The following is a 22008-nucleotide window of genomic DNA, read 5'->3' on the forward strand; positions in this document are numbered from 1 at the left end:
CGTTCCTTATTGACCCAGAGTCAATGTTTTTAACATCATAGATTTGGCCGTATTAATGACTTCAGCATTGGCCTGATAACTACGTGAAGCGGAAATGGTATTGACCATTTCATTCACAACATTGACGTTTGGCATACGCACATAGCCCTTATCGTCAGCGAGCGGATTGGCTGGCTCATAGAGCATGCGGTCTGGTTCAGTGCTTTCCACGACATCACTCACTTGGACGCCGCCAATTTCCTGCCCTGGTGCGCTATTGACTTGAAAAATAACTTGTCGGGCGCGGTATGGCTGGCCATCAGGCCCGGCAATGCTGTCTGCATTGGCCATGTTGCTGGCACTGACGTTAAGCCGTTTTGATTGCGCTGCCAGAGCCGAACCCGATATTTCAAAGATGCTGAATGTTGACATGGCGATAATTAACCTTGATTGATGACACTCATCATGCCTTTAATTTGTGAAGTGAGAATTGTTAGGCTGGATTGGTATTTCATGCTGTTATCAGCAAAGCTGACACGTTCACGATCCATATCCACCGTATTACCATCGGCACTAGGTTGATCTGGAATTCGATAAAGTAATTGGCTGTTATCAATGGCCGGAGCCACGCCAGCAATATGTGTTCCAGACGTTAATGCCAGAGTTAATGGGCCATGTTCAGGTGCATTTCTATCCACTGCATTTTTTAATTGCTGTGAGAAATCAATATCTCTGGCTAAATACCCTGGTGTATCGACATTAGCGATATTAGACGCCAATATGTCCTGACGTTGGGTTAATAAGCTTAGAGCGTCTTGCTGGAAGCGGAATGCATTATCGAGCTTATCAAGCATGAAAAAAATGACCTCTACCCTATGAATATTAATGCCGTGCATTCTAGGGTTGAATGATTCAATTTTATACTGCGAAGATAAGACAAAAATAACCTTATTTAAAAGGATGAATTTTTTTGTGGTAATTAAAATCATCTATGAATGGAATTGTCGTCATAAATTGCAGCATTTAGAACGTTAATAAACTTAATGACTGACATATACTGCTCACTGGCGAAAACGGATAATAAATAGTTTCATCCCAGATTGTATAATATTAAGGTTAGTGAACTTCATGTTTCTCTTGCGCGGTTTCTTCATTTTATCATTAGTATTTCTTTGCTGTTTCAAGGTACTCGCTGCCTCTGCGGAAAACGAGTCATTGACTGCAAAAATAACAGCATTAGTGAGTTCTCAAAATGGAATACCTGCGGATACGTCGGTTCTTCAGACCATAAAAATTCTTACACCTCCAGAGCAGTTGGACTCTCTTTGTCCGAATCCTGAACTTTCTCTTGCGGGTAATAATACGCGCCTGACAGGAAAGAGAAGCGTCATAGCCCAATGCGGGAACAAGCGTAAATTTGTTCAGATCTCTGTTCAGGCGCAAGGGACTTGGTGGTCTGCACGCCACGCGATAAAGCCCGGTGTCGTTATTCAATCTGAAGATATTGAATCCCGAACTGGCTCGCTAGAGCGTCTACCTGCAGGTCTGATTTTTAACAAAGAACATATTATTGGTCAGACAACGACTCGCTCTATCTCGCCGGGAAATCCCGTGCTTCAAAATCAGTTACGGGCGCGCTGGGCTATCATGTCAGGGCAGGCGGTCGAAGTTATCGCCACCGGGCCGGGGTTTCGTATCCGAGCGAAAGGCAAAGCATTGGACAATGCAGCACTAGGGGAATCTTTAAGAATAACAATGCGTTCAGGTAAAATAATGACGGGTGTCGTGTCTTCGGAAGGCAAAGTCGATATGAACCTTGAAGAATAAATTTTAGTTTTTTTGATAACCACCGATAGTATATTTATACCGCGAGGTCGCAATACAAACGAATTGTTGAGGATGATGATGAGTATAGACCGAACACAACCCCCACTATCAGTAACACCTGTTAATGTTCAGCAGGATTTTAAAATGCGCGCAAAAACAGGAGAGCTAAACTCACAGAATATTGAGAGTGGTGAAAGCTCCGGTACGCAAATTAAATTAAGTAAGCTGACCCAGCAGATACAACTCGATGACTCTCGTGATATCGACTACGATCGTTTAGCTAAAATTCAGGCATCGATGGACGCGGGTGAACTTGACCTCGACAGTGACCAAATTGCTCAGGCTTTGGTACAAGACATCTTTCAACTCTCATAAGCTGCAATAAACAAATGAAAATGGAAAACTTACGCTCCATTCTGCTCAAATTGGAGGGATCTCTCGAAGAACTAGAAGCTATTCTTATCGAGGAGGCGAATCAGTTAAGGCGGACACAAATAAACCCGGTGTCACTGCAAATTGTGTCTGATAGCAAAAGCCAATTATTGTCGACAATCAGTCATTACGATGAACTGCGTAAGCAGCAGGAAATAATACTACAACAGGCTGCACCTTATCATCAGAATACAAGATTGTCCTCTTACTGGAATCATATTATCCAGAAAGTTAAAGTGGCCAATGAGCTGAATGAGAAAATTTATATATTGCTCGATATGCATATGCAGAAAACAAATAACCTGAGCAAAGTGGTTGTTAAAGCCGGTTCGGATTCATCTTTGTATAGCCCAGAAGGACAGTCGAATGTTGCTTCTGCGGGAAAAGTTTATAATTTTAGCGTGTAGATTTCTTTCAGTCATTCCTTCCTATTTAAACTTCCTTTATTAAGGAAGTTTATTTCTGTCAATCAATCGCTTTATTACCTGACACTTTCGTTCACTCTTCGGGCGTTCTCTTTACCGTTTTTTTGCTGCTAAAGCCGTTAAAATAGACAACTCAGAATGAATGAGTGAATAAGTCTAAAAGGCAAGGTTGATGAAGTGGCAAAAATAATATTGCGCAGCGGTTATCTGGATGATTTTATCGCATTGGGTGAAAACGGGCAGACAATATTTGATGCGGCATTACAGATTCGCGAAACATTGCGTCTGCGCAATCAGCACATGCTTCTCGATTGCCTGGCAATACCGCAGAGCAATGATGCGGAAGATAAAGTGGACTGGTATACCCCCCGGGAAGGAACTATCACGCCGTGGGCATGTGCCAGTGAACAGCAATGTGAAGATGCACTGGTTTATCTGGAAAACTGTCTGGTGGCGGCTTATGAGATAAGCCAGCGCTGCCTACAAGCAGAGAAAATAGCTGTTCAGTTATTTGGTTCCTTAATGATAAAGGTTCTCCAATTTCCGGCCAGCCAACATGTATATCTAATTGATAATAAACCCGTTATCACTTTTTGGGGTTTTGTTAACCTGAATGCCTCAGCACGTGAAGATGTGTTTGATTGCCTGCGAGTTTGTCCTCAAGTAGACGATGAGATTCCACCCGTGTTAGAGCAACCTTCGTCAGAGCAACCTTTGGCTGTGGCAGAGGAGGATATCGTTGATCCCGAGGCGGTTATCGTCACGTTAAGTCAGCGGGAAGCGCCACTTTTACCGCCACCCGCGGCCAAGATAGTGGATGAATTACCACCATCCATCCCCCCACAGTCTAAAATACGCTCTATTTGGCAGCGTACCCTACTGAAAATCACGGTATTGATCATCGTGCTTGTGACTATTTTTCTGGCATCCTCTTATTTAACCAAAGAGACAATATTGCCAGAGTCCCCAGAGACAGTGAGTGAGGCGGTCATTCCCGTACCCACACAAGATATCGTCATTCCAGTTAATAAATTGCCATTGCAGTACGCTACAGTTGCCACTCCAGCCATCATCGCCCCGGTCAAAGTGGCAGAAACGGCCCAAGTTGAACCTGCCAACAATGCTCTTACCAATCATGTTCCCGCCAAAAATGCATTAGTGCTTCCAGCGAATGCCGTCAAAGCAGGGTCAACTAAATTTCTGACAGGGACGTGGCGAGCGACCATTGATATTAAAAGCCCGGTAACAGGCCGCCCGGCGAGTCTGCGTTATCAGATAAACAACAAGACCGGCACCGTGCGTACTGTTCATGGCGACAACGTGACCTGTAAATCAGACATTGAATTAGGGTTGATGCAATCCGGCAATTTGGTCATCAAAAGTCGGGGCCAAGCTAAATGCAGTGATGGGACACGTTACTCGTTCCCAGAGGTAACTTGTACACAGGGGCTTACCGGTGCGGCGCAATGCACCGCGCGCTACGCCGATGACACCCTTGTCCCCATCACGTTTATTAAAGTGAGTAAATAATCCCATGCTGGCAAACCTCATCGACTATAAATCGAGTGTCACTCTGGTCAAAAACAGCAGCATCCAGTTTTTGGACTTTGGCCTGACGCCGGTGGAAGTTCATCCCCACAGCGGACGTTTTGTCCGCCAAAGTGTCAATGGCCCACTGCTGCGCCTCGACTATGACCCGCAGTTAAGCCGATTTGTCCTACCCGGTGAAAATGGTGGCACACCTGAGATTGTTAAGCCTGAGAGCACTTTCCCACTTGAACACTCTCTTAAGGTGTTAAATAACCTCTGGTTGCCGCTGCCTTTTATGCGTTTTAGCCCTGGACATGCATTTAGCAATAGCCCGGCTAACTGGGCGCGAGTGCATATTCGGCGTTTGGTCGAACCGGATACGGCGGGAAATACCTTCCGGATCTGTATCGCTTTTGATACCAAAGTTCATACCGATGAAACGGCAAGCCAACTGATGCCCACCACCAGTGATGTTTGCAACGGCACCCGTTTTGCTCTCGCATGGCACGATAACGAAATCAGTGAATTTCTCGATCAAACATGGGTAGACGGTTGGTTGCGTGAAGTGTTTATTCACTATGCCACTGAGCAAGAGGGGCGCAATAAACACGAGCTTCTCAGCGCGATGAAAGCATTTGAGTATCAGGCCCATTTCCTTAATCTACTTGAGATGCTTGGCACTCAAGTCTCAGTGCCAGAAATTCAATTAGTGGGGCAGGCACTGACTGCACCAGCGGTGCCCGTTGACCTGATACTTGATGTCGGGAATACCCATACTTGTGGGGTATTACTGGAAGATCATGGTGAAAAGAATACCGGTTTGCAGCAGAGTGCGGCGCTACATATTCGTTCACTTAGCGAACCTCAATATCTCAGTGAGCCTCTGTTCAGCAGCCGGCTTGAATTCCATGAAGCAAAGTTTGGTAAACACTGTTTTTCAATGGAGGGAGGGCGTGATGACGCTTTTGTCTGGCCATCAATGGTGCGCGTGGGGGATGAAGCACAAAAGTTAGCCATGCAGCGCCAAGGAACTGATGGGGCCAGCGGGATTTCAAGCCCGCGACGTTATCTCTGGGATGATACACCCGCCCCTCAGGCATGGCGCTTCAGCCAATTTAACCACAAGAAACAGAGTGATCCTCGCGCTATTGCGCTGCCGCTAATGAATTTGATCAATGACGATGGGCAGCCGTTATCGGATCTGTCCCCGGAAGAGCGGCTGCCCGTCTTCTCATCAAATTATAGTCGTAGCTCTTTGATGACAATGTTGCTGTGTGAATTGCTGACGCAAGCCTTGGTGCAAATCAACAGCATCAGCCATCGGCAAAGTATGGGGCTGGCATCGGCTCCTCGTCAGTTGCGCAATCTCATCCTGACCTTGCCTTCGGCCATGCCGAAACAAGAGCGCGCCATTTTTCGGCATCGGATGCAAGAGGCGATAAAGTTAGTCTGGGAGGCTCTAGGGTGGGTATCAAAATATGATGACCTACCTTCTTTATCTTCAGAAATCAATGTATTGCCACTTCCCGATGTGCATATGGAATGGGATGAGGCCATCTGCGGTCAACTGGTGTGGTTATATAATGAAGCGATGAACAATTATGCGGGGCATTCCCGTGTATTTTTCCAGAATTTGATTCGTCCCGAACGCCTACAGGACAAGGATACTTCTGCTGGCAGCACTCTGCGCGTCGCCTCTATTGATATTGGTGGGGGCACGACTGACATGGCAATTGCTCAATATCAGTTGGATGATGGCATTGGCAGCAATGTGAAAATCACGCCACAATTGCTGTTCAGAGAAGGATTTAAAGTGGCGGGTGATGACATTCTGTTGGATGTAATTCAGCAGAGTGTTTTGCCTGCATTGCAACAGGCTTTGCATCTGGCGGGTGTGAATGATCCCGAAGGGATTATGGCCAAATTGTTTGGCACATCGCCGCTTGATGGTGCGCGCGCTACACTGCGTCAGCAAACAACGTTACAGTTATTTATTCCGCTGGCTAACGCTCTTTTGACACACTGGGAGAACAGCGATCCCCATGACCATTTTGCCCAATTCGACGGGCAATTTGGCGAGCTATTAAGTCAGCGACCGACAGACAATGTGATGAATTACATTCATCAGGCCATTCAGCCTCTATTGCCCGCTGGCGCGCCACATTTTGATGTGTTGGAAACCCCGCTATTGGTGGAGTTGGCAACCCTGAAAGAGGCTTTGTTGGCGGGGCGATTTAGCCTCACTGCGCCCTTGCAGTCGCTGTGTGAAGTTATTAGCCATTATTGCTGTGATGTTTTGTTGGTGACAGGGCGTCCGTCATGCTTACCGGGAATTCAGGCATTATTAAGTGACCTGCAAGCGGTCCCGGTCAATCGTATTGTTTGGTTAGATAGCTATCCTATTCACCAGCAGTTTCCTTTTGGCCGCCAAGGGCGTGTTGATAACCCTAAATCAACGGCAGCACTCGGTGCCATGATCTGTAGTTTAGCGATGGATTTGCGTCTGCCGGGGTTCAATTTTAAAGCAGCAGATATCCAGGCTTATTCCACCATTAGCCACCTCGGCACACTTGATGGCCGTCATGTTTTACATCAGGAGAATGTCTGGTATTCCGACATTGATCTAGACAATCCGGACTCGCGCTTAGATGAAACGAGCTATTTTCCGATGAGGGGAGAGACGTGTCTGGGCTTTCGCCAACTCGCTGATGCACGTTGGCCCGCAACGCCGCTGTATTTGCTGAAAATTAACTCCTCAGAACTGGCCAAACGTATTGCCGGTGATGGTGTGTTATTCGTCCGCCTGCAATACGATGCGAAAAATGAAGGATTTTCACTGGCGCAAGCCAAAATGCAAGATGGCACTCCAGTGGCGCTCGATGGGTTGAAACTAAAACTGAATACCCTGACTCACAGTTATAACGGTGTTGATCACTACTGGATCGACAGCGGGAGTGTCTACCCGAAATGAATCAGTCTAATACCATGCTAAATCAATTGATGAATTGGGTGCAGAGCACCCGGGAACACTCTCCGTTACTGCACCTTGAAGCCGACGGACTGTTGGCACGTTTAACGCATCTGCATTATCGTCAGCAGCAAATTGATGCACTGAATACCTTGCCGATGACACTTGGGTTGTATGGCGAATCCGTAGAGGGAAAACATCATTTACTGAAAATGCTCGCGGCAAAGGGCAGGGATGAGGTTTATGTCCAGTTAGGGGCTACGGTGATCAACTATCTGACGCTGATCAACCACAGCAATACCGCGGCATCCATAGCAGTTCGCTTCACAAACACGCCACCATCCGTGGTGGATGAGGCTTATCCACTGTTGCTCACACTTTTGACTGAAAGTGACTTGGCGCAGCGATTGATACATCAACATCAGACGGATAATCCACACCATCGGGTACCGAACAGTGTCATTGCCGCAACACTCTCGGAGCTGCAGGCACGTCGTCAGATTGAACCGAACGCGGGTATGACGCCTGAACAGTTCTCATCAGTCACTTGTTGTTATCATCGTTATCTCCGTGGCCCCTATCAGCTTGATGACCATCTCCTGCACCAGATGGCAGAATTGGCTCCTTGGTTGAGCCTTAGTGATCGCGCTGAGTTATTGGCACTATTGTGGGGGAAAGACTCTGCACTCACAGCGCAATGGCAACAGCAAGCTCAGACCTTGCAATACCTGGGGGGCGTCACTGAACTGCTGGCCCCCTCTAGCCTCATGACTGAGGGGTTCTTGTTTTATGGGCATTCAGAGGCGCCATTACAAAATGCCGATATTATCGTTTGCCCACTTTATCGTGGAAGAAAACTGACCTGCCAGAGCCTAACCCAACAGGCATTGGCAAGTGTTTGTGCTGAGGTGACCTTTGTTCTCAGCCACTCGTCATCCCTCACAGAGGTCGAGTTGGTGGATATTCCGGCCCATCAGTTAAGTTATTATCAGGACAGATTACAACCCGACATGCTCTTGATATGTGACCCGGTGGCAGAACGCTCGCCGATGATATCAGCCGCCAAGAGTCTTATGCAGTGGGCAACACAGACACAGTCCCAGAGCCAAAACACTATGCCACGGCTTGCCTGGGCGATTACTCCGTTTGATATACGTTTTACTCAACCTCACCATCGGGATGATTCTGTTCAGCGCTTTATGACTCAATCAGGTATTCGTTGGGGGACATTGCAGGCATTGGATCAGCGCAATATGGTGAGCTTGCAGGAGTGGCTAGCAGCTGCCTTAAGCAGCACTTCTCGGCACTCTCGGTTAGTGTCATTGCAGACGGAACTGACTGAACGGGTGATTAATCAATTTCACAGTATTCACCTCGACATGAGCGCCAATGCTGTTAGTGCTAAACAGCAAGGTGAAGCACTCATTCGCACTTTGCAATCTAAGGCTGCCAGACAGGGGGAGATTATTGGTAAGTTTATGCTCCCTCGAGAAACGCTTTATCAATGTTGGCTGCAATATCAGCAGATATCATTCAGCAAACCGGCAGAGTTGGTACTCAATATCGACTTATTTGATGAGCGTGAGCCGCTTTCCCAAAGTGTTTGTGATCAGCGCAGCTTTGCCTCCGCAGTGTATGAGTTGTGGGTAAATCATTTACGCCAGCTCAGTTATCGGCTGTTGTTGATGCCCTCGCTAGATTTGGACCGGAAGCAACTGCAAACACTGTGTGACATGCTGATCAGAATCAGTCATCAACGTGGTCTTCAGCAAACCTTAGAAAGGGTGCTGGCGCGGCATGATAACAGCGCAGCAACGGCTATCACTCATGCGGCCAATGTGCTAAACGATTTTGTCAGTTGGCTGGGTTACAACCATCAAGCCGCAGGAGAAGAACGGCCGATGAGTCGAGTGAATAAATCATCGACCATCTTTGCTTCATCACCACAGGCGAGTGCGACGACCCGTTTAAGGAGTCTGGGTGAACAAACTCAGCATGGCAATGCCGGATACATTTATGACTGGCTGGTCGCCTTATTGACTCGAATAAATGAGAATGTTGACCATGTCTACCCTGATGATATTTCTGTTGATCAACGAGAGATCCTGCATTGTCTTATTATCAGGCAGAAAAATCACAATGGCTCCTTACCTGCCGTCTCTTGAGTCACGCAATGATGAAATGGCGTGAAGCTGTCGGAAAGATTGAAGGACATAACTGAATATCGATAGAAATAGTCGGCTAGCGAAAAGAACTCAACCCAGGTTGCACAATGTTTTCCAGAGTTAAATAACGATCAGGGTTGAGTTATATCTAATTTATAAATATACATATAGAAAATTAATTTTTTAAAGTGTTAAGTTTATCTCTGTTGGTTATTTCTGTTTTGAGGCATAGTTAATGGGGGTGCTAACTGACGCTATGCCACAAACATCACCACCGGTTGAACCATTAAGATGAGATTTCATTGTCATATTTCCCACTTTTTTTGATATGTCAACCTTGGCACTGTTATATAGGTTGCGAAATATTGATTGGATTTTTTCTTTATCTGTGATTTCGCCGCCATTATAAATATCAATATTGGCTCGATTGTCTTTACTATAAGGAACTGCGAATTGATATGAAAAACCACTATCTGAACCATAACCAGGATAAGGAATAAATACGTATACTCCCTCAGCTCCGCGAAATCCTGCTTTTCTATCTGCAAAAAATAATCCAATGGCAACCATTGTTTCTGAGTCATTAACATCAACAAATCGAGATTTAAGTTGTATTTCAGGAGAATCAAGGTCTTGGTTCAGAGTCACTGACATATAGTTGACAGTTGTGCCATGCTCCATGTATAGGTTACCTTTCTTATAGCCATCGATACTGGTACGCCAATTAGGGGTATAATAATCAGTATCACTGTCATTGATAATGACGCCTAAAATCTTCTGTTCAATACCCCAAATAAGCCAGTATAAAATGGCCGCTAGAGCGAGCACAACGGCCACAATCGCTGATTTTAACCCAACACCTTTGATTGCGATCATGAGTGCATTTTTTAATGTCTCCCCGCCAATTAACTGTGCCGCGACTTTAATTGCGACGGGAACACCAACGGCGATAATCGTTCCTCCTAGCGTTTGTACCACAAACTGTGTAGTACTTGTAGATTCAGCCAATGCTCTAAGATTTTTGTTAGTTGTTTTTACCCAATCGGTTACTTTAGTACCGGTGTAATCACTGGCAATTAATGCATTTTTGCGTGAAATAAAAATATTAGGTTCAAGTTCTACACTTGCTTCAGAAAGAATTCTATCATCCCCTTCATCTGTGAAGCCTTTGAAATTATTTACTCCTTCGATAACTCTACGACGATACTCTTTGATTGACTCCTGAAGTGTATATTTATCATGGTCGAAAAGACTTTTAAGTTCTATGTTAAATTTATCCTCTATATTTGATATGGAGGCTAATACTTCATTATGCAATGAATTATCTTTAGTCATACTTTATGCTTATTAATATCGTTAAGTAGGTATGAAAGTAATAAATAATAAATCCCGTCATAACGTTAAATTTATGACTAAGATTATCTTTATCTATAAAATCCAACAAAATAAATTCTGTGTCTAAAGTGTATTTTTGTCAAATGCATAAAATGATTAAAACCAATAAATCCATTTAACATATTGATGTTGATTAAAAAAATAATAAACTGACAAAGTTACTGTTCGTAAATAAAAACTTAATTATTATGATAAATAATAGTGGTTAATATGCACTAACACACTGACATTATTTGGTTAATTAGACTTATGAGATAGACTTGATTTCAATAACGGGTTGATGATTATTTCTCGACTAAAAAGATGGGCTGTTATTTCTCTTTAGGGGCGTTTCATACAAGCAACGTAACAGCCTTGGATAAAAAAGAATATTACGCTTGCGGGGTCTATCATGAACATCTTTTCGGTTAGTTATTCAAAGGAAAATCAGGCAATCTATTTGTGTCGCTTGTTCCATTGTCCTGAGGCCACCATCTTAAGCCGTTCATCTTTGTGCTATGTGTGGTTGAGACTTTGGTATTTGATGAAGAGTCTAAACGCCAGAAAGCAAAAAACCAGCCGTTAAGCTGGTTTCTCTAAAGATGGTGCCCGGACTCGGAATCATATCCACGATTAACACAATGTTTTTTATTGTTTTTGTTGATATTTATCGCAAACAAAGCCCCCGCAAAAGCCCCAATAAAGTATCGCTTTGGTTTTGTGATGGTTATCACGATAAAAACGGTGCTCAAGGAGAGGGGCTTCGTTATGTATCCAAGTTTTAATATAACGCTAAATAGCTGCGCGGAATAGTAGATCACTTTAAGGGAACTCAGCCCGGATTGTGCGATCTGATCAATCGCCAAACCAACCATAATCACCAACCGGACTGAGCGATGCCGAACATAGCACCTATTCCCCGTGACGAACGACGCCTGACGTAGAAAGCAATCCATAAAACGCACGATAAAAATTATGCTCGCAGGCTGACTGCCATGCTGATGCTGCATCGGAGTGACCGCGCCAGCGACGTTGCCAGAACGCTCTGTTGTGCCCGTTCCTCTGTCGGACTCTGGATTAATTGGTTCACGCTGTCGGGTGTTGCAGGACTGAAATCATTACCTGCCGGACGAGCCCGTCGCTGGCCTTTTGAGCATATCTGCACGTTATTACGTGAGCTGGTAAAACATGCTCCCGGCGATTTTGGCTACCAGAGCTCACGCTGGAGCACAGAACTTCTGGCAATAAAAATCAATGAGATAACCGGCAGCCAGATACATGCCGGAACCGTTCGCCGCTGGTTGCTGTTAGCCGGGCTGGTCTGGCGCAGGGCAGCACCAACTCTGCGTATCCGTGACCCACATAGGGATGAAAAGATGGCAGCAATCCACAAAGCACTGGACGGATGCAGCGCAGAACATCCGGTCTTTTATGAGGATGAAAGGAATATCCACCTCAATCCCAAAATCGGTGCAGACTGACAGCTACGCGGACGGCAAAAACGCGTGGTGACGCCGGGACAGAACAAAAAACACTATCTGGCCGGAGCACTGCATTGCGGAACGGGCAAAGCCAGCTACGTGGGCGGTAACAGCAAAAGTTCAGCGCTGTTCATCAGCCTGCGGAAGCGGCTTAAAGCGACGTACCGGCGGGCGAAAACCATCACGCTGATCGTGGACAACTACATTATCCACAAAAGCCGGGAAACAGAGCGCTGGCTGAAGGAGAACCCGAAGTTCAGTGTCATTTATCAACCGGTTTACTCGCCATGGAAGAATCACGTGGAACGGCCATGGCAGGCGCTTCACGACACAATAACACGCAATCATCAGTGCCGCTCAATGTGGCAATTGTTGAAAAAAGTTCGCTATTTTATGGAAACCGTCAGCCCGTTTCCCGGAGGCAACCATGGGCTGGCAAAAGTGTAGCGATGTTAGGCGCAGCTATTTAGCCCGGGGCGTTGCAGCGCACCTTCATTCAAGTTGTTCGTGCTGGTTAGGATTGACATGCTCTCACATAACCACTAGTATTGAAGGGTAGTCATTTTGAGGCACTAAAGTTCATTTACCGAAGGCGTGTATTTGAATGCTTGTCAGAATGCAAAGAAGTCATGAAAAGGCCACCTCTAAAGGGTGGCCTTTTCGCTTTCAATAGGGATGAAAACGCCCAACCACTTTCCCTTTGTCTGTCAACAGCACGGACTCCTGCTTTCTGATCAACGCTTTTACGTTATGCGCACGTCCCATTCGACTCAACGACATCGTTTTGACTGCTGACGCGTTCCTGAAGTTTTCTAATCCTGCAGATTGCATTAAGAAGGTGAGTTCCTTGTGTGTACGGGTACTCATCCAGTAATTGGCCATATCAGGCGATAGCCACTCAAGTAGCTCTGTCAGGCATCGGTACTCAGTCTGCATTCTAGCCAAAGTTGATCTCGCGTTTGTGGGGGCAGGCTTAACCTGAGAGTTATTGTACTCTGATAGCAAATTACCAAACTTCCATACGGGTTCGAAGTGCGCACATCTGTTGCGTAGCTTGTTTACTCTGTGCAAACGATTAACAACACGGTTACGATTGGTTTTATCTTGCGCAAAGTCGGACAATGAGTCCGATGTGGCCGGGAAAATGACAGGAAAGATGTCTTCCCATGGAATGACGGTTCCATTATGGCTTTTATTCAGTTTAAGAATGTGGGCCCATTTTCCATTTTCAAGCTGCGAAATGACTTTGTGCGGTAACGGTGGTGGATTCAACAAGTTACCCTGTTGATCTTTCTTGAGTCCACTGATCGACTTGTGTAGCTTGCCTCCGGGCTTGAGGTAAATATGATCATACCAGTTGCAAGAGTCTGATGTACCTGAGACAGGTACAGCGCAATACGTTGCCTGATTAGTATGGAAAAATTCACTCAGCGCATAGTGAATACGGTTTCTGAGCGTAACCTCTATCATACCGATCAGATGCATCATTTTTGCTGCAAGTTCTTCATTCCAGCAATAGATACCATGCAGTTCATCGATATCAGTTGTAGCGAAGATATTTCGGTAGTTAATAAATCGCATGCTACTGATATCGGAAACATGCGAGGTAAGATTTATTGGCCGTGCTCTGAACATAACAATCCATGCAATGTTGATGGGGTGAGGGTTAGGCTTTGTCTGATGACCAGCAGTCGCGCAAGGCATAACCATATCTTATTAATGTGCCGTGTTTCTGATGCAGTCTTACGATTTTACATCCGGTATTGAAGAGCAAATAGAAACATCAATGGCCAGATGTGGCCCTGAGCGTCTACTATGACATGGCATTCCGATACTGTTGTACAAGGTAGTGCGCACAGCTTTCCCACTGCATAGCAATGCTCTGCTTTGTCGGAAAATCCATAATGCTTAGAAGATACTCTCCCTCAGGAGAGGTAACCCCTATGCAGTGACTGTTGATTGCACTTCGAAAATCGTCGAGGGCCTGAAAGAACGAGTTGCTGGCTGGAATGGTCGCATATATGTCGCATTTAAGCTGTGTGTTGAGGAAATAGGCCGTCGTTTCTGGGGTTCTGGCCTCACTTGCCGATTTTGCGTCTCGCCAAGCAAACCATAGGTCGTTTAATTCCTGAACGTCAGAGTCTCTCAGGTAACAACTGCGAAAATTCCACTGCTCAAGCCACACCAGCGTCGCATTACTCAGCGTTGCCCGGAGTACATTTTTGAGCTGAGAAAGCTTATTCCTTTGCTCATTAACATCTGGGGTTAATGCGGAAAATTGCGGCTGTTGTATTACCTGAGGGCTAAACGTCAGGTGTGCTTCCGAAAAAAGCGTGCGTTGGACATCTGACGGTAAAAAGTGGATATTGGATTGATCTACCCAATATTTAAAGTGGACTCTGACTAAGTCCCCGTTTGGGCGCGTGTGGGTTATGGGGGACTTAGCGCTTTCGTTTTGGATTGAGGTGCAGTGATCTGCCGTTGTTAGCAAAAAATAGTCAGTTAATGGATTCGGGTACCGATCCGTTTTTTTCAGTTCAACAAGCAGATCCTGGTAGGCAAATCGCCTGACATATTTGCTTTGGCCAACGACGCTGACCCCGGAATGTTCAGGAATGATATCAACGCCGTATTGAGATTGTCCGGCGGTACCATAAACAGCGTAGTTCGTTACAATACCAAATTGCGTGCGTGCAATATCCGCCATCCAGTATGTGCAAAGGTTTTCCCAGTCATTCCACGATCTCACGTTGAGATTACGCATCAGCTATCTCATATCTCCTAGAATAAATCCATACAGTACATGAATCTATGATACAACGCATTAGGCCTTGTGTGTTGGGGGCTACATTGTGGCAGCTAGTTGATAATCTTTGATTTTTTCTGGATGATCAAGTGACAACCCTGGGCTGTCCTCCCCTTGGTAGATGATCCTGCCTTATAGTTATAGAGTCCAAAGCATTACCCCAGGGTACAAAAGTCTAAATTATTTGGCTCTGTTGGGTCGGATATTCAATTACCTTGCCAGCTGCCATAATTGCTATCAGAATCATATGCTCGGCGCTTGTTAATTATTGCCGTATCAGTCAGAAACTTTAAAGTTCAGTAACATGTAATCATCAAGCATAAGAGGCCCACCATGAGCATGAATACGTCATTACGGGGAAGATTACGCAACACTCCGCTTCCCTTCAGCCATAGTCTGATGCCGTTGTTCGAAGCAGTAGTGAATTCTATTCATGCTATTTCAGAAGTTACCTCCAATCCTGATTATGGTCATATTGTCATCGATATCATTCGAATGCCTCAAGCGACACTTGAGTTCGACGATTTAAAATCGCGCCGTGGCGTCGTACCTCAGGAGCCTATTCTTGGATTTAAAATCTATGACAATGGCGCCGGATTTCATGCTAACAATATGATTTCATTTGAAACGCTGGACAGTGAGTACAAAGCAGGCCAAGGCTGCAGAGGCGTAGGCAGGTTACTTTGGTTAAAAGCTTTCGAAGCAGTTGAAGTGACCAGCAATTACCGCGATCAGAATGGGGTATTAAGACACAGAGCTTTCTCGTTCACCGCCAATCAAGGGGTTTCGGGTATACAGGATACTGACGCTGTCAGGGGTTCAAAACTCGAAACCTGTGTTCATCTTTCTGGTTTTGAGAAAAAATACAGGGAAAAATCAGCTAAAAGTGCAAGGACAATTGCAAATAGTCTTTTTGAGCATTGCCTTTGGTATTTCGTTCGAGACAGTGGTGCGCCAGAAATATCAATTATTGACGACGGAGAATGTATACAACTTGCTGATGTATATCAGGAGTACATGTTTACCTCTTCGTCTAAAGAAACCATCAAGGTCAAAGAACACTCATTTGAAATAACACATCTAAAACTGAAGGCTGGCTCGGTTAAACAACCTTTCATTGCATGGTGTGCAGCCAGCAGGGTTGTTGAGGAAGAACACCTCACTAATAAGATTCCTGGCTTGCATAGTCGTATTAAGGATGAAAATGGTGAGTTTATCTATGCTTGCTATGTAACGTCACCTTTTTTGGATATGCACGTCAGACCTGAACGTATTGGCTTTGATATACAAGAAATAAGCGATGATCTTTTCTCAGGTTCAGAAGCAAATTTGTCTGATATTCGTAAAGCGATCATTAGTTCATCGAGCAAGTATTTGGATCAATACCTACAAGAGGCCAAAATAGCGGGTCGTATAAGAGTTGAACGATTTGTAGCTCAACGAGCTCCCCGTTATCGTCCGATATTGAAAAGAATCGATGAATCTCGTTTAGCAGTAGATCCTGACATAACCGATAAAGAGCTGGATCTTATCCTTCACAAACAGTTGGCTGAGCTGGAAAGTAATTTACTTTCAGAAGGTCAAGAGATGATGAATTTTGGTATTAGTGAGACTCCAGAGCAGTTTAAAAAACGTCTGGCAAATTATCTTGAGCAGGTTGATGACCTAAAAAAATCGGACTTGGCTGACTATGTTTTCCACCGAAAGGTCGTACTCGACATTCTGGCAAAGGCAATCCAACGTGGCTCTGATGGGAAATATGTGAGAGAAGATGTTATTCATCAATTAATAATGCCATTACGTAAAACTTCAGATGAAGTCCACTTGGATAGTTGCAACCTTTGGCTAATTGATGAACGACTTGCATTCCATGATTTTTTAGCTTCCGACAAAACACTTTCATCAATGCCTATTACCGGCTGTGCTGAAAACAAAGAACCAGATATTTGTGCTCTCAATGTATATGATGAGCCACTTCTTTTTTCTGAGGGCCAACAAGTTCCTTTAGCATCGATAGTTATCGTCGAAATTAAGAGGCCGATGCGAAATGATGCTGCTCCCGGAGAAGAGAAAGATCCTGTGGAGCAGGCTCTTGGCTATCTTGAGCGAATCCGGGAGGGGGGGGTAAAAACAGCACGAGGCCGCCAGATACCGCGTTCTGAAGATGTTCCTGGCTATTGTTACGCCATTTGTGACCTGACCCCTCTGTAGTCAGAAGATGCAAAACATTAGGATTAACAGCAACAAGCGATCACCTTGGTTATTTTGGCTATAACCCCAATTTCAAAGCTTATATAGAGGTTATATCTTTTGACCGATTACTGAATGCGGCCAATGAGCGTAACAGGGCATTTTTCGACAGATTAGGTCTCCCTTCAATATAGTGTTCACCCTTGACCTCTTTGAATGCTCAAGGTGCTGTACAAATCACTTACTCACCGTGATTTTTGTAGGAAAATCATTGTTTTTTAGGCAGTAATTTCGGCGTGAAAGCTGGAAAATGGCTTGAACATCCATAATGGAGAAAGGATGTAAGATGAAGCTTGAAACCATTCGCCTATCGGGTTTCCAGTCTTTTGGACAGGAACCGACCGAGTTAAATCTGGAAGAGATTACTTATCTCATTGGCCCTAACGGATCTGGTAAGACTGCAGCACTTCAGGCCCTGTGTCGGCTTTTTGCTTTTAATCCTGCTTTGCGGCGTATTCAGCGTTCGGATTTTTATGTTCCCTTCAACGAAGAGAATGCGCCTGATGAGCGTCAACTGTGGATAGAAGCTGACTTTTTCTTTCCGGAATTAGCTGAAGACGAAGATAACAGTACCGTTGCTCCCCATTTTGGGCATATGAGACTTGATGAAGTGGATGGTGTTCCACGTGTGCGCTTTCGGCTTACGGCGACGATGGGACTGGATGGGGACATTGAAGAAAATCTGGTATATGTCCTGGACATCGATGCTGACGGTAATCCTCAAAACACGCCACAAGTACCACGTGCAGATCGTAACCATATTCAGGTCCACTATTTGCCTGCTAGGCGCGATCCGGCGGAACAAATTACTTATGGAGCGAACGCATTGCTTGGACGTTTGTTCCGGGCAGTACGCTGGGATAATGAACGCAGTGCGATTCGGGAGCTAACCGATCAAATTAGCGATAGCTTAGCTGCCAATCCTTCCGTTAATGCATTTAGTCAGAGCCTGCAAACAACCTGGGCCTCCCTCCACAAAGGTTCGTTTTTCACCGATCCTAAAATCACGTTTGCAACTTCCGAGATTGAGGCATTGTTACGGCATATGTCAGTCTCATTTGCTCCAGATCATGAGGGTTCACTGGTAGACTTCTCTCGGTTGAGCGATGGCCAAAAGTCGATGCTCTACCTTTCCCTTGTACTGTCGTCTCAGGCGATAGGCAGTGCAGTACTTGCCGGGAGAGATACTTCTTTTGATCCCGATAAATTGCGTCCGCCAGTCTTTACTTTAGTTGCCGTTGAGGAACCTGAAAACAGCCTTTCTCCTTACTATTTAGGACGCATTGTCAGCGCCTTGAATATCATGGCGAAAAATGCGGATGCGCAAGCCCTTATAGCCACCCACGCGCCATCGATGCTACGGCGTGTTGCTCCTGAGTTTATTCGTTACCTACGGCTTACTGAGGAGAGGAATACCCGGATTACCCAGATCAAATTGCCTGCTAAAACTGATGAGGCGCATAAATTTGTACGAGAGGCTGTCCAGGCATTTCCGGAGGTCTATTTCTCGCGCCTTGTTGTACTGGGTGAGGGGGATAGCGAAGAGATAGTGTTGCCACGGCTGTTACAGGCTAAAGGTGCGCCCGTTGACGAATCGGCGATAACGATAGCACCGTTGGGTGGGAGGCATGTTAATCACTTCTGGCGTTTACTTTCTGCGTTGAAAATTCCCTATCTCACATTGCTTGATTTAGATGTGGCTCGTTATCAGGCTGGCTGGGGGCGAATTAAGTATGTTAATGATCAGCTTGGCGAACATGAGACAGAAAAGGTGCTACCTGCAAACTACGGTATTCCGAATTGGAAAAGCGACACCTATAAAGTCAGATCGTACCTGAATTATTGTGAGCGGCTCGAAGAACGTGACGTATTTTTCTCGTCACCAATGGATTTAGATTTTTCCATGCTTCTGGCTTATCCCGAAGCCTATGATGTTGTTGAAGAAGAAGCAGATGAATCAACAATCAAGGCTGTCCTCGGAAAAAGTCACCACGATTCATCTCAATACAGCCAAGGAGAATTAAGGTTATTCAGCACTTATCACCGGTGCTTCAAACTTGGCAGCAAACCAGCAGCACACATTGAAGCGTTAGCTCAGCTAACTGATGCGCAATTACTTGAGAATATGCCTGAGTCATTAAGCCGGTTGGCCGATACCGTGATTGCCAGACTCGCGGAGTTACCTGAATGATTGCTGTTGAAGCCTGGCAACCCGCTGATGGTTTGACGCTTGAACCCAATGCATTACATGCGGTCAAGGAGCGTGAGCGCTGTCTTGCCCTCACCGCAGGGCCCGGAGCTGGTAAAACAGAAATGCTTGCCCAACGAGCTGATTTTCTTTTGCGTACTGGCACATGCCTTTATCCGAAGCGAATTCTGGCGATATCCTTTAAAGTTGATGCCAGTAGAAATCTAAAAGAACGTATCCAGCGGCGATGTGGCTCGGATTTGGCTTCGCGTTTCGACAGCTATACTTTCCATGCTTTTGCCAAACGTATTATCGATCGTTTCAGGCCTGTGCTGGTAGGTCAAGATACGTTAGATGCGGATTACACAATCGTTGACCGTAAATCGGGCCCTTCCCGCACCCAGATAGAATTTGGCGATCTGGTTCCACTGGCAATTAAAATATTGCAATGTTCAAGAATGGCTCAGAACGCTATTCGGCAGACCTATAGCGATGTTTTTCTCGATGAATTCCAGGATTGTACGAATTTACAGTACGATCTGGTCAAGCTCGCATTCCAGGGAACTACTCTTCGTCTCACCGCAGTGGGTGACACCAAGCAAAAAATTATGGGTTGGGCTGGCGCGTTGGATGGAATTTTTGAAACCTTTGCAAGTGACTTTAATGCTGAGCCGCTCAATATGTATCGCAACTTTCGTTCGAAGCCAAGGCTTTTACAGGTTCAGAACGATATTATTCGTCAGCTAGATCCAGCATCGGTTATGCCAGATGAACTGTTAGAGGGCGATGAAGGTGAAGTTTACGCCCATCATTTTACCGACAGTCGGGAAGAAGCGGTTTATCTGGTGAACTTAATACATGGCTGGATCGAAAATGAACGAATACCACTAGCTGAAATCGCGATTCTTGTCTCCAAACAACTGGATCTCTATGCTGACCATCTTATGGCTGAGCTGGAAGCTCGTGGTATTCCATACCGTAATGAACAGCAAATGCAGGATATTACGGTGGAACCGGCGGCACGCTTAATTGTCGATTATTTGTCCTGCCTCTACGGCCAGCGGGAACCCAAAGCCTGGATTCGGCTGATGAACCAGTTAATTCCCTTTGCCGATGAAGAAATCCAGTCCAGTGCGCGAAAAGAGTTTGATCGTTTAATTAAACAGCAGCGCAAAGAAGCCGATGTTTCGGAACTAATTGATTCGCGTTTTTCAGGTTGGTGGGGGAACGTTAAAACATTCTTAACACATATCAGTTCTGGAACGCTGACGGCATTATCGTCTGATTATGAATCACCAACACGCCTTCGAGAAGTAGTTCGAGATACTAAAGCGCGAATTGAAGAGTTGCTCCAAATAGAGCCAGACCTACCTAAGGCTCTCGAACGTTTTGTGGATGATCAGGCTGTTCGCATTCTGACCATCCACAAAAGTAAAGGGCTAGAGTTTGATTCGGTTATTATTTTAGGTGTCGAGAATCAAACATTCTGGGGTAAGCCTGATGCGGAGCGTTGTGCTTTTTTTGTGGGGGTGTCGCGTGCGAAAAAACGCTTGGTTCTTACTGTTTCCGAACATAGAGCAACGCCCCCCTCAAATCCATACCGATGGCAAGAAAAGCGAACTCAACATAACGAATTTATCGGGTATGTTGCACCATTTTTGAAATGATTGTAGTAATAACAAATATATCTAAAAACGGCTAACTAACCGGATTTGACTTTAGATTTTCAGATACCTTTTACCACTAACGGGACTGGTTCCGTCTTGATAGACAGTCCCCCTATAACGTCTCCTGCCTTCCCTGCCGGGTGGCATTTCGCTATGCTCAACATTGCATGAACACTCATAATACTCCTCCCGAACAAACCGCTACTGACCTCGCTCACCTCGCCTGGTGCGCTCTGGTCGCTTTACGGCTGACGCAGCACGACGGCCAGGCTTCATCACCGCTGCTAACCCACACTTTCTTACTCCGCTGGCTGGTAACTGCTCAGAAGCAACGCCGTTTTCCACGCTCCGTAGCCACCGATATTGAAGGCTTGTTGCAACTCGGACGCCGGAAAGGCCACGCTGCGGGCTTGCACAAGCGCCTTGAATATCTGTACGGGTCGTGCTCATCACCGGTATCCCGCCAGTCTGATTTGTTCCGACTGACTTACGCCATTGAAGCGTTTAAAGCTCAAGGTTGGATCAACGCGACAGTGGCCGATGAAGAGTGGGACCTGCCAGCACTGTCCACCGAGTACTCTGGTGCTTCCGCGCTGCTGGTAAAGAAGTCAGAACTGATGCGGTGTTTCGCGGAGGACGGAGCACTAACCGCCCCACTGGTGTTTGCAGTTAAAGGCGACCCGCAAGCCATACAGTCTTCGTTTGCTGAACAGGCGCTGACCTGCACAGTATCGACGCAGGAGGGGTACACTCTACTGACGCTTCTGCAGGCCACAGAGTGTTTCAGGAAGCATCCAACTAGACTCAATACTGCAGCCAAGAAACACCCAGAGTTGTAATGCTACTTTTTTGACTATGAAGGGGTGGTATCACCTCTATTCAGGCGCTCAAATGTACTGTGCCACTCTGAACAATC

At 45.7% G+C, this 22008-nt stretch carries 15 protein-coding genes and 1 pseudogene; 11 read left to right on the plus strand and 5 right to left on the minus strand.

What is annotated here, in order from left to right; translation table 11 throughout:
- Positions 1 to 6: 6 nt before the first annotated feature.
- A complete protein-coding gene (flgC, locus tag ACIOG0_RS03590) occupies positions 7 to 411 on the minus strand; it encodes a flagellar basal body rod protein FlgC (RefSeq protein ID WP_050097945.1) in 405 nt (134 codons plus the stop codon).
- Positions 412 to 419: 8 nt separating this feature from the next.
- Positions 420 to 833, minus strand: coding sequence for a flagellar basal body rod protein FlgB (gene flgB, locus ACIOG0_RS03595; RefSeq protein WP_050097946.1), 414 nt, complete (start codon positions 831 to 833; stop codon positions 420 to 422).
- 361 nt (positions 834 to 1194) lie between these two features.
- On the opposite strand from flgB, the gene flgA reads away from it, so the two are divergent.
- From flgA to ACIOG0_RS03625, 6 genes are all read left to right on the plus strand, one after another.
- Positions 1195 to 1806, plus strand: coding sequence for a flagellar basal body P-ring formation chaperone FlgA (gene flgA / locus ACIOG0_RS03600; protein ID WP_230678369.1), 612 nt, complete (start codon positions 1195 to 1197; stop codon positions 1804 to 1806).
- Positions 1807 to 1950: 144 nt separating this feature from the next.
- Entirely contained in the window at positions 1951 to 2181 is a 231-nt protein-coding gene (locus ACIOG0_RS03605) for a flagellar biosynthesis anti-sigma factor FlgM (RefSeq protein WP_087770135.1), read from the plus strand.
- A 14-nt stretch (positions 2182 to 2195) separates the two neighbouring features.
- Complete coding sequence (locus ACIOG0_RS03610; protein WP_050097948.1) at positions 2196 to 2645, plus strand: flagella synthesis protein FlgN; 450 nt, start codon at positions 2196 to 2198, stop codon at positions 2643 to 2645.
- Between the two features lie 195 nt (positions 2646 to 2840).
- Positions 2841 to 4193, plus strand: coding sequence for an SrfA family protein (locus ACIOG0_RS03615; protein ID WP_050140112.1), 1353 nt, complete (start codon positions 2841 to 2843; stop codon positions 4191 to 4193).
- 4 nt (positions 4194 to 4197) lie between these two features.
- The gene (locus tag ACIOG0_RS03620; RefSeq protein WP_050295988.1) at positions 4198 to 7164 is read left to right on the plus strand and encodes a virulence factor SrfB; all 2967 of its coding nucleotides are present in this window, start codon (positions 4198 to 4200) and stop codon (positions 7162 to 7164) included.
- The gene (locus tag ACIOG0_RS03625) at positions 7161 to 9326 is read left to right on the plus strand and encodes a virulence factor SrfC family protein (protein ID WP_128451781.1); all 2166 of its coding nucleotides are present in this window, start codon (positions 7161 to 7163) and stop codon (positions 9324 to 9326) included. Before ACIOG0_RS03620 ends, ACIOG0_RS03625 begins: the two co-directional genes overlap by 4 nt.
- Before the next feature lie 210 nt (positions 9327 to 9536).
- Here ACIOG0_RS03625 and ACIOG0_RS03630 read toward each other — a convergent pair whose 3' ends face one another.
- Positions 9537 to 10661, minus strand: a complete 1125-nt coding sequence (locus ACIOG0_RS03630) for a hypothetical protein (protein ID WP_128451782.1) — start codon at positions 10659 to 10661, stop codon at positions 9537 to 9539.
- 989 nt (positions 10662 to 11650) lie between these two features.
- Between ACIOG0_RS03630 and ACIOG0_RS03635 the strand changes: the two are divergent.
- Positions 11651 to 12628 (plus strand): annotated as a pseudogene (locus tag ACIOG0_RS03635) (IS630 family transposase).
- 219 nt (positions 12629 to 12847) lie between these two features.
- Here ACIOG0_RS03635 and ACIOG0_RS03640 read toward each other — a convergent pair.
- A complete protein-coding gene (locus tag ACIOG0_RS03640) occupies positions 12848 to 13762 on the minus strand; it encodes an Abi family protein (RefSeq protein WP_164908421.1) in 915 nt (304 codons plus the stop codon).
- 232 nt (positions 13763 to 13994) lie between these two features.
- Positions 13995 to 14945, minus strand: coding sequence for a hypothetical protein (locus ACIOG0_RS03645; RefSeq protein WP_128451961.1), 951 nt, complete (start codon positions 14943 to 14945; stop codon positions 13995 to 13997).
- 375 nt (positions 14946 to 15320) lie between these two features.
- On the opposite strand from ACIOG0_RS03645, the gene ACIOG0_RS03650 reads away from it, so the two are divergent.
- The 4 genes from ACIOG0_RS03650 (at position 15321) to ACIOG0_RS03665 (ending at position 21931) form a co-directional block, all read left to right on the plus strand.
- A complete protein-coding gene (locus ACIOG0_RS03650; protein ID WP_206615994.1) occupies positions 15321 to 17198 on the plus strand; it encodes an ATP-binding protein in 1878 nt (625 codons plus the stop codon).
- Positions 17199 to 17523: 325 nt separating this feature from the next.
- Positions 17524 to 19428, plus strand: coding sequence for an ATP-dependent endonuclease (locus tag ACIOG0_RS03655; protein WP_128451960.1), 1905 nt, complete (start codon positions 17524 to 17526; stop codon positions 19426 to 19428).
- On the plus strand, positions 19425 to 21092 hold the full coding sequence (locus tag ACIOG0_RS03660; protein WP_128451959.1) for a UvrD-helicase domain-containing protein: 1668 nt from the start codon (positions 19425 to 19427) through the stop codon (positions 21090 to 21092). The genes ACIOG0_RS03655 and ACIOG0_RS03660 overlap by 4 nt, the downstream gene beginning before the upstream one ends.
- 167 nt (positions 21093 to 21259) lie before the next feature.
- Positions 21260 to 21931: a DUF2913 family protein gene (locus tag ACIOG0_RS03665; RefSeq protein WP_128451958.1), complete on the plus strand. Its 672-nt coding sequence runs from the start codon at positions 21260 to 21262 to the stop codon at positions 21929 to 21931.
- The last annotated feature ends 77 nt before the right edge of the window (positions 21932 to 22008 follow it).

Origin of the sequence: Yersinia vastinensis (genome assembly GCF_044905075.1) — a bacterium.
Taxonomy (GTDB): Bacteria; Pseudomonadota; Gammaproteobacteria; order Enterobacterales; family Enterobacteriaceae; genus Yersinia; species Yersinia vastinensis.

Excerpts from the sequence above, each read along its gene's own strand:
- ACIOG0_RS03610 (WP_050097948.1), top strand. The coding sequence starts at position 2,196 with ATGAAAATGGAAAACTTACGCTCCATTCTGCTCAAATTGGAGGGATCT.
- ACIOG0_RS03650 (WP_206615994.1), top strand. The coding sequence starts at position 15,321 with ATGAGCATGAATACGTCATTACGGGGAAGATTACGCAACACTCCGCTT.
- ACIOG0_RS03665 (WP_128451958.1), top strand. The coding sequence starts at position 21,260 with ATGAACACTCATAATACTCCTCCCGAACAAACCGCTACTGACCTCGCT.
- ACIOG0_RS03605 (WP_087770135.1), top strand. The coding sequence starts at position 1,951 with ATGCGCGCAAAAACAGGAGAGCTAAACTCACAGAATATTGAGAGTGGT.
- ACIOG0_RS03630 (WP_128451782.1), bottom strand. The coding sequence starts at position 10,661 with ATGACTAAAGATAATTCATTGCATAATGAAGTATTAGCCTCCATATCA.
- flgB (WP_050097946.1), bottom strand. The coding sequence starts at position 833 with ATGCTTGATAAGCTCGATAATGCATTCCGCTTCCAGCAAGACGCTCTA.
- ACIOG0_RS03660 (WP_128451959.1), top strand. The coding sequence starts at position 19,425 with ATGATTGCTGTTGAAGCCTGGCAACCCGCTGATGGTTTGACGCTTGAA.
- ACIOG0_RS03655 (WP_128451960.1), top strand. The coding sequence starts at position 17,524 with ATGAAGCTTGAAACCATTCGCCTATCGGGTTTCCAGTCTTTTGGACAG.
- ACIOG0_RS03645 (WP_128451961.1), bottom strand. The coding sequence starts at position 14,945 with ATGCGTAATCTCAACGTGAGATCGTGGAATGACTGGGAAAACCTTTGC.
- ACIOG0_RS03625 (WP_128451781.1), top strand. The coding sequence starts at position 7,161 with ATGAATCAGTCTAATACCATGCTAAATCAATTGATGAATTGGGTGCAG.
- ACIOG0_RS03620 (WP_050295988.1), top strand. The coding sequence starts at position 4,198 with ATGCTGGCAAACCTCATCGACTATAAATCGAGTGTCACTCTGGTCAAA.
- ACIOG0_RS03640 (WP_164908421.1), bottom strand. The coding sequence starts at position 13,762 with ATGCGATTTATTAACTACCGAAATATCTTCGCTACAACTGATATCGAT.
- flgC (WP_050097945.1), bottom strand. The coding sequence starts at position 411 with ATGTCAACATTCAGCATCTTTGAAATATCGGGTTCGGCTCTGGCAGCG.